Below are 7,911 nucleotides of genomic sequence, written 5' to 3'. Positions count from 1 at the left end.
ATGGCTACCGAAACCTCGAACGATTCTTTTTGAGATTGCGCCTTGAGCTTGGTCGTTAAAATAGCAACCACGTGTTATGGTGATGAGCCTCAAAACAGGTAAATAAACCAATTAATGGGTATTTTAAAAAGGTACTTTACAGATTTTTTTCTTGAAATATGATTTTAAGCGTCTTCCACTTAACTTTTTACTTTATTTTACTTTTTCAGAATTACAGTTTCCTTTTAAATTTTCAGCAAAAAAAATACGCCTTTCAATCGAAAGACGTACCCATTTCTTACTTTTCTTCTGTTGTTGTTTGCTGATCCGGAATCGGTAGTTGGACCATGCTGCCCGATCCACTAACGAGCGGTGATTTTCCGTCCCACTTCTTGACGGCTTCATACTGAATCATTTCTTCCGTCAACGTTTTCTGTAATTCTTTTTGGGCTTTCGCGAGCCCCTGTGCTTCAATGAGTCGGGCATCCGCTGCCCCTTTCGCTTCGACCCGCAGACGTTCCGCTTCTGCTTTCGCAATCGCAAGATCCGTCTTCTTTTTATCGAGTTCCTGTGAAGCTTTCACCCGTGCATCGATTGCTTCCTGCGTTTTCACATCTGGTTTTGGTGCACCGAGTGCGACGTCTTCGATGATGAAGCCAATCTTTTTCACATCTTCGGCAAATTGTGTCTGAATGCTTGTTGAGACGTTACCCGACTGTTCTCCGAATAATTCGAGGACGGTGACTTTCGAAATCTGTTCACGTGACGCATCATAAAGACGCTGTTTTAAGTAACCGGCTGCAATCTCATCAATTTCAACAGGACCAAATTTATTGAATACTTCCGTCACTTGATCAGGCGAGACAGAAAAACTGTACGTAAAGTCAACGACGATGTTTTTACCGTCCTTTGTTGCCAGTGTCATGTTGTCGAGTGACTTGGTCTGTGTCCGGATCGGATATTCCGTGACGCGTGTAATCGGCGAAACGATATGCCATCCTTGCGAGAGTGTCTCATCCTGGACACCACTTGACGGTTTGTAGACGACCCCGACCTGTCCCGGTTCGATTTGTTCGACGATGAATGGTGTCATCGCAAGAAGTGCGACGACAATCACACCTGCGATGATCATCGACGGCCTAATACGTTTTTTCGGTTTAATTTCTCTCATTTGGAGTCTCCTTTATCAATTTTATCCTGAATATACTTATACAGTTCAATGGCCAGCAAGACGATCAGTGCAAAAAATAACAACGTGAAAAGTACTGCCATGCCGTCCTCCTCCTTCATGAATGTTCTAACTACTCTTACGCCTCAGATTGGAAAATGTTTCATTTTTTAAAAAGTGAGGTTGCTAATTTGGTGAATCCGGTCTAAGATGTAAAGAACTTTGTCCTTGAAACGAGACGTATCATTTTGTGGTACACTCGTAACAGCACATCACACACTAGAAACGAGGGTTCTTCTTTATATGATTACAGTACAAAACGTCGGTCTCCGCTTTGCGGACCGCAAATTATTCGAAGACGTCAACATTAAGTTTACACCAGGTAACTGCTACGGTCTCATCGGCGCAAACGGTGCCGGTAAATCCACATTCCTTAAAATTCTTGCCGGTGATATCGAAGCGCAACAAGGAGACGTCATCATCACGCCGGGCGAACGTCTTGGTGTCCTTCGTCAGAACCATTATGAATATGAAGAGTTCCAAGTCATCGAAACGGTCATGATGGGACATAAACGTCTATATGAAGTCATGAAAGAAAAAGATGCGATTTATATGAAAGAAAACTTCTCGGACGAAGACGGCATGCGTGCCGCTGAGCTCGAAGGTGAGTTCGCAGAAATGAACGGATGGGAAGCAGAGTCGGAAGCGGCGATGCTCTTACAGGGTCTCGGCATCAAAGAAAACCTGCACACGAAAACGATGGCCGAGTTAACTGGCGGCGAGAAAGTCAAAGTCTTGCTCGCTCAAGCGTTGTTCGGTAAACCAGACATCCTGTTGCTCGATGAGCCTACCAACGGTCTTGACTTGAAAGCCGTCAAATGGCTTGAAGAGTTCTTAATCGGGTTTGAAAATACGGTCATCGTCATTTCCCACGACCGTCACTTCCTCAACAACGTTTGTACGCATATGGCCGATCTCGACTACGGGAAAATCCAACTGTATATCGGAAACTATGATTTCTGGTACGAATCAAGTCAGCTTGCTTCACGTATGGCCGGCGACCAAAACAAGAAAAAAGAAGAAAAAATCAAAGAACTTCAAGCCTTCATCGCCCGTTTCAGCTCGAACGCCTCAAAAGCGAAACAAGCGACATCACGGAAGAAGTTGCTCGATAAGATCACACTCGATGATATCCGTCCATCGTCACGCCGTTATCCGTTCGTCGGTTTTACGCCGGAACGTGAAATCGGAAATGATCTGTTGATCGTCGATGGTATCTCGAAGACGATCGATGGTGTCAAAGTCCTCGACAATGTCCGTTTCTCATTAAACAAAACAGATAAAGTCGTCTTTATCAGCCAAAATGACATTGCAATCACGACACTCTTTAAAATCCTCATGGGTGAAGTCGAAGCAGACAGCGGGACATTTAAATGGGGCGTCACGACGTCACAATCGTACTTGCCAAAAGATAACTCTGCTTTCTTCGAAGGATCAGACAAAACGATCCTCGACTGGTTACGCCAGTATTCACCAGCCGATGAGAGCGACACGTTCCTCCGTGGTTTCCTCGGCCGGATGCTCTTCTCAGGCGAAGAAGTCATGAAAAAAGCTTCTGTTTTATCCGGGGGAGAAAAAGTCCGTTGTATGTTATCGAAAGCGATGCTCAGCGGTTCAAACGTTCTCGTCTTGGATGATCCGACGAATCACTTGGATCTTGAATCCATCACGGCACTCAACGATGGGTTGATCACTTATAAAGGTGCGATGCTGTTCAGCTCGCATGACCATCAGTTCGTCGAAACCATCGCGAATCGGATCATCGAATTGACGCCAAACGGTATCGTCGACAAAGAAACGACGTATGATGAATACCTCAACAACGAATCCGTTCAACAGCAATTAACTACGTTGTACGCAACGAACTAATCAGTGAACAGAGACCTGTCCTAGCGGATCGGGTCTCTTTTTTGTAAACTGAAGTAAATCATTGGAGAAAACGTCACGTACCTATGCTACTTTGAAAGCAAAGATCTCGTCATCTCTTGTAAATAGAAACTTAACCAAGTGAAATACAACTGTCCTGTTATGTTTACATCCTCTTCATAATCAACTGATTAAATGAGAAAGTAGCAAGACAACAAACAACTTGGAGGGAAATCACTATGAAACGAACACTGATCGTCGGTCTATCCGCAGCTGTCCTGTCATCGAGTCTGATTCCAACATTCGCTGATGCCCATACATCCCGTGCAGCACGCGATATCAAGAAAGTTGAGTTTCTATCGATGGATGCACCAAGCACAGTCAATCAAATGGTCAAAACGTATACGGAAGCTAAGGTTAAAGTCACGTATCAAAACGGTAAAACAGAAATCAAGCCACTGAACTACAACCAATTGTTCTTATCACAAGATAAGATCGTCGAAAATAAAGGTGCGATGATTGCCGCCGGAACACCAATCGATGTCAACGGCGATCCGATCATCGACCGGAGCGTCCCGGACAAGCCGGAAGCCTTCGTCTCGGATGCACCGGATTCAAACAGTTTGCTTGAAGTCCATGGTAAAAAGTACATGGTCTCCCACTTCGAGTACGATTCAATCGATAACGCCGGAAATGAGGTCAAGGGACTGCCCGCTTCGATGACATTGACAGAAGTCGTACAGGATAAAAAGACCGGGAAACTTGCGGTCAAGAAAGCGAGTAAAATCGACTTCAAGAACGTCAACGGTCTTTGGACACCATGTAACGGTTCGACGACGCCGTGGGGCACGCACCTTGGCTCAGAAGAATACGAACCGGACGCACGGGCTTTCGAGTCGGATCCGACATCTTCTGCCTATAAAGAAGTTAACGCCTTTGCTGAACGTTACTTCGGAACAAAAGAAAAAGCGAACCCTTATTTCTATGGCTTCACGCCGGAAATTTCGGTGGACCGCAAAGGAAAATCGTCGGTCGTCAAACACTACAGTACTGGTCGTTTCTCACACGAGATGATGCAGATTCTGCCGGACCAAAAAACGGCCATCTTCGGCGATGACGGCAACAATACGATGATGTTCATGTACGTCGCTGATAAAAAGAAAGACTTCTCACAAGGAACACTGTACGCGGCTAAATTCAATCAAACAAAGGCGACAGAAGGCGGCGCCGGGGATCTCGAATGGATCAAGCTCGGACATGCATCCGATAAAGAAGTGAAACGTTTAATCGATAAAGGAACTAAGTTTAGTGACATCTTTGAGACGGCTGATGCTCCAGCACCTGGCTTTAAAGCAGTCAAGACAGCTGCCAGCAAAAAGGTCGAGTATCTGAAGTTAAAACCAGGCAAGGAAAAAGAAGCGGCTTTCCTCGAATCGCGTCGTTACGGTGCGTTGCTCGGAGCAACGTCTGAGTTCAACAAGATGGAAGGCATCACCGTCAACGCTGAGGACAAAAAAGCCTATATCGCTCTTTCGTATGTTTCCGGCAGTACGGAAAAACAAGACGGTGCCGTTCAAGACGATATTCAGCTTGAGAAACGCGAATCCGGTGCGACCTTTGAAATCGATCTCGGGCGTGCCAAAGGAATCGACAGCCGTTATGTGCCAACGAACATGCAGGCACTCGTCATCGGTGAGGATTTAGCGAAGCCGGATGCGTACGGCAATACGGCGAACCCGAATCTCGTCGCAAATCCGGATAATCTGGCCTATTCGGCAACATCAAACACACTTTTCATCGGTGAAGACAGCTCGTTGCATACGAATAACTTCGTCTGGGCGTATAATTTGAAGACGAAAAAACTCTCACGGATTCTGTCCGTCCCGGTCGGTGCTGAAGCAACAGGACTCCGGTCACTTGACCGTGTCGGTGGATACAGCTACCTGCTCAGTAACTACCAACATCCGGGTGAAGGGTTAAACGGGAAGCAGATCACAGCCGTTGATCCGAAGAAACTGGAACAAGCGATGCAAGAAGGAATTGGCATTCAAAAAACAGGTGGTGTCGGTTACTTGTCTGGTCTGCCGACAGGTCAGAAATCGTATTCTCATCGTTAAGACAACGAAAGAGGCTGACTCAAAAATGAGGGTGTCTCTCGATTAAAAGGAATGAAGGGAGGTGGCTTGTGTCTCGCGTGAAAGAATGATTCTTTGTTGATCACGCACGCAACTGACCGGCCTCTTCTTCCACACGCCGGAGTAATCCTTGAACGATTTTTTCCGTCTCCCGTTCGCCTCCAAGCGACAGCAGACTTCGTCCAACAAAATTAGCCCCTTCGTTTTTCCCGGTATAAATCAGCTGACAACTTGTTTCGTCAAGCCGCTTTAACGTAAACGTCATCTCGAGCTTAAAAATCTTAGCGAGGGTAAAGCCAATCGTATTTTGCTTGAAGTCCGGTTGATTTGTATAGGCAAGATCCGTCACGATGTATGTCTCGAGGCGGTTCCCCTGCATATACGTTTGCCGGTACGTCGAACCGACGACACCCGGTTTCCGCTCAATCACCTCGTGCTGGACGACACCCGGAATCAGGCGTTGCAACCGATCGTGATCAAAGATATGCCAGGCTTCCTCGATCGGAACGTCGAGGATTTTTTCTTCGTGCCACGTCACCATCCCAACACCTCCTTTTATTAAAAAATACCCTGATGTGTGTAGTTCTAACTTCAGACTACGTCACATACAGGGTATTTGGCTCATTTCAATCGGTGAATGGTTCTTATTTTACAGTTTGACGCTCTAACGCATGCCCAAGGAACTTCGCGAGTTCCAACATGCCGAACTTACCGGCAGCCGCTTCCGCATCCGAGTTGTAGTTCGTATTCGTATTGACGTCATACGTATAAATCGTTCCGTCTGCATCCTTGATGAACTCGATCCCGGCGACCGCGATTTGGTTCGCTTGCAGGAATGCTTCATACTTTTGAATGATCGGATCATTAAATCCGTCGACGACTTTAAACTTCATCGGAGTTTGCGGTGCTTCTTCCCCGACCGGGCAGAACAAGTCATCGATCACACACGCATCCGCCGGGCACAGTTCAAAGCCTTCTGATGTATCGACTTGGACGGCGTAAACGAATTTTCCGCCGACGAATTCACAACGCGTGATATACGGTTCCGGCGCTTGAATATATTCTTGAATCAGCGTGATGCCATCGACCGGCTCATCAAAGGTCGGACCATCGAGATACGTCTCGAGCGCTTCAATCGAATGGAACAGCTGGACGCCGAGTCCTTTTCCGGCACGGTTGTGTTTCGTGATAAACGAGGACACACCAATATTTTTTGCCGCTTCAACGATTTGATCGCGACCGACGGCAGCCGTTGTTTTCGGGACCCGGATACCGGCTTTTCGAAGCGCCGTATACTGATTGATTTTACTGACTTCCAGACGTAGGGCACGCGTTCCGTTGAAGACGGTCCGGTCATGTTCTTCAAGCCAAGCGAGCACTCCTTCCGTCAATTCCGGTGCGTAACGGTGGCCACGCGTGTGCGACGACGCACTCATTCGGCTGTAGAAAACGCCTTCCGGCGGGACTTCATCAAGCGGGACTTGCCCTTCGTCGAGATGCCACTGTTCATACGGCAACTCCAGTTCCTCGAGTCGTTTAATCAGATGATCCGTCCATTCCTGATTTTCGTGTAAGATATGAATTTTTGTCATTTGGTTTGACCTACCTTTCGTTTTTCCTCGACAAGCGGCATGACGTCGCGTGCGAAGCGTTCCATTTCTTCAAGTTGCGGTGAAAATTGTAACAACAACAATGTGACACCGACTTCTTCAAAGGCGAGAATCCGCTCGGCAATCTGTTCCGGTGTCCCGATTAAATCCGGACGGAGTCCGCGGTTTGAGACCGAATAATCATTCCGTTTTACCTGTTGCTCGAGTTGCGATTTACTGACAAAGTCGTCGTAGCCGACGTAACCGGCACTGTCTTCTTTGACGTCCGTGATCCGTTGCCATTCTTGAACCGCTTCTTCTTCTGTATCCCGGCAGATGATGTAGGCAGCAAGGCCAAAACTTTCAAGCGGTGGTTGCCCTGTTGCATGTCGACGCGTTTTCATATCCTCAATCTTGACGGTCACTTCCTCAACCGTTCCCCCATGCATAACATAGGCATCACACTGTTCGACGATGGTTTGTTTTCCGGCTTCGCTTTCTCCACCGGCATACAGCTTGATGCCCGGTCGTTGAACCGGCTTCGGATGCAGTTGTGTCTGCTCGAGCGTATAGTAGTTGCCATCGAAGCTATATGGTGAGGCGTCTGCCCATAACCCTTTCATGATCGTGACGAATTCTTTGGTCCGAGCGTACCGTTCATCATGGGCCGTAAAAATGCCGTTGTATTGCCGGGCCTCTTCTTCCCACCAGGCCGAGACGACGTTTAGCGTAAATCGTCCGTTGCTGAGTTGATCGATGTTCGCTGCCATCTTCGCCGTCGTCGCCGGATTATGGAACCCCGGGCGGACGGCCGTCATGATTTCCAGTCGTTCCGTCGTTGCGGCAATCGCCGCTGCCGTCGTCCAGGCTTCTAAGCTTGGTGCTTCAAGTCCTTTAATATCATTTAAATTCAACTCCGCAATCAGCGTCGTCGAAAAACCGATTCGTTCAGCCGTTTGTGCGACCTGTTTCGCATAATCGAATGTCGCCGGCATCTGTTCGTCCTCGACATTCCGTAACCATCCTCCAAAAATCGGCAACCAAAATCCATACTCCATCCGCTATGTCCCCCTCATTAAAAAAGTCGCTCTTCTCGAAAATCGAAAAGAGCGAC

The 7,911-nt window shown here is 47.4% G+C and carries 6 protein-coding genes; 2 read left to right on the top strand and 4 right to left on the bottom strand.

The genetic code is table 11. The features are described from left to right. Nucleotides 1-277: 277 nt before the first annotated feature. Nucleotides 278-1,150 (bottom strand): prohibitin family protein, encoded by an 873-nt coding sequence (locus KNQ13_RS10065; protein ID WP_014971664.1) that lies wholly within the window; start codon nt 1,148-1,150, stop codon nt 278-280. 300 nt (nt 1,151-1,450) lie between these two features. Here KNQ13_RS10065 and KNQ13_RS10060 point away from each other — a divergent pair, with 300 nt between their 5' ends. Further along, entirely contained in the window at nt 1,451-3,076 is a 1,626-nt protein-coding gene (locus KNQ13_RS10060) for an ABC-F family ATP-binding cassette domain-containing protein (protein WP_014971666.1), read from the top strand. A 236-nt stretch (nt 3,077-3,312) separates the two neighbouring features. Beyond that, a complete protein-coding gene (locus KNQ13_RS10055) occupies nt 3,313-5,190 on the top strand; it encodes a PhoX family protein (RefSeq protein WP_209548333.1) in 1,878 nt (625 codons plus the stop codon). A 100-nt stretch (nt 5,191-5,290) separates the two neighbouring features. Here the strand turns inward: KNQ13_RS10055 and KNQ13_RS10050 are convergent, their stop codons facing one another. The 3 genes from KNQ13_RS10050 to KNQ13_RS10040 form a co-directional block, all read right to left on the bottom strand. Then, nucleotides 5,291-5,749, bottom strand: coding sequence for an SRPBCC family protein (locus KNQ13_RS10050; RefSeq protein ID WP_014971668.1), 459 nt, complete (start codon nt 5,747-5,749; stop codon nt 5,291-5,293). Nucleotides 5,750-5,852: 103 nt separating this feature from the next. Beyond that, on the bottom strand, nt 5,853-6,800 hold the full coding sequence (locus tag KNQ13_RS10045) for an ATP-grasp domain-containing protein (RefSeq protein WP_209548332.1): 948 nt from the start codon (nt 6,798-6,800) through the stop codon (nt 5,853-5,855). Then, on the bottom strand, nt 6,797-7,855 hold the full coding sequence (locus KNQ13_RS10040) for an LLM class flavin-dependent oxidoreductase (RefSeq protein ID WP_209548331.1): 1,059 nt from the start codon (nt 7,853-7,855) through the stop codon (nt 6,797-6,799). The genes KNQ13_RS10045 and KNQ13_RS10040 overlap by 4 nt, the downstream gene beginning before the upstream one ends. Nucleotides 7,856-7,911: the final 56 nt, after the last annotated feature.

The organism is Exiguobacterium sp. s128 (genome assembly GCF_018618815.1).
GTDB lineage: Bacteria > Bacillota > Bacilli > Exiguobacteriales > Exiguobacteriaceae > Exiguobacterium_A > Exiguobacterium_A antarcticum.
Note: the sequence above shows the minus strand (reverse complement) of the source record. Positions and strands in the feature narration are given on the sequence as shown.

Coding starts and splice junctions, on each gene's coding strand:
- KNQ13_RS10065 (WP_014971664.1), bottom strand. CDS start 1,150: ATGAGAGAAATTAAACCGAAAAAACGTATTAGGCCGTCGATGATCATC.
- KNQ13_RS10060 (WP_014971666.1), top strand. CDS start 1,451: ATGATTACAGTACAAAACGTCGGTCTCCGCTTTGCGGACCGCAAATTA.
- KNQ13_RS10055 (WP_209548333.1), top strand. CDS start 3,313: ATGAAACGAACACTGATCGTCGGTCTATCCGCAGCTGTCCTGTCATCG.
- KNQ13_RS10050 (WP_014971668.1), bottom strand. CDS start 5,749: ATGGTGACGTGGCACGAAGAAAAAATCCTCGACGTTCCGATCGAGGAA.
- KNQ13_RS10045 (WP_209548332.1), bottom strand. CDS start 6,800: ATGACAAAAATTCATATCTTACACGAAAATCAGGAATGGACGGATCAT.
- KNQ13_RS10040 (WP_209548331.1), bottom strand. CDS start 7,855: ATGGAGTATGGATTTTGGTTGCCGATTTTTGGAGGATGGTTACGGAAT.